We start from the raw sequence: 505 nt of genomic DNA, 5'->3' as shown, positions 1-505 counted from the left end.
CTCACCGATTGGCGCAATAGCGCGGAAACCGCATGGCTGGCCGATGCGCCCGTGCATCCGTTGCAGCAGACGCTCAAGGATTTGGAGCGGGCCTACACCAACTTCTTCGCTAAGCGGGCGGACTTCCCGCGCTTCAAGAAGAAGGGCCAGTCGGATAGCTTCCGCTATCCCGACCCAAAACAGATCAAGCTCGATCATGGCAACAACCGCCTGTTTCTGCCCAAGCTGGGCTGGCTGCGCTATCGCAACAGTCGCGAGGTGTTGGGCGTGGTGAAGAACGTCACCGTGAGCCAGTCGGGCGGCAAGTGGTTCGTGAGCATTCAGACGGAGCGCGAGGTCGAGCAGCCCATCCCGCAAGGTGGGGCGGTCGGTATCGACATGGGCATTACCCGCTTCGTCACCCTCTCGGACGGCGCGTTCTACGCGCCGCTTCACAGCTTCAAGCGGCATGAGGCTGCTTTGCGCAAGGCGCAACAGGCGATGAGCCGCAAGACGAAGTTCGGCA

1 protein-coding gene is annotated in these 505 nt (G+C 61.8%); it reads left to right on the top strand.

Annotated features, from left to right (window positions below):
• Positions 1 to 505: transposase (locus RMT89_RS40990; RefSeq protein ID WP_315888841.1), on the top strand; the 505-nt coding region annotated here is incomplete at both ends.

Origin of the sequence: Streptomyces sp. P17, from assembly GCF_032436805.1 — a bacterium.
Lineage (GTDB): Bacteria > Actinomycetota > Actinomycetes > Streptomycetales > Streptomycetaceae > Streptomyces.
Note: the sequence above shows the minus strand (reverse complement) of the source record. Positions and strands in the feature narration are given on the sequence as shown.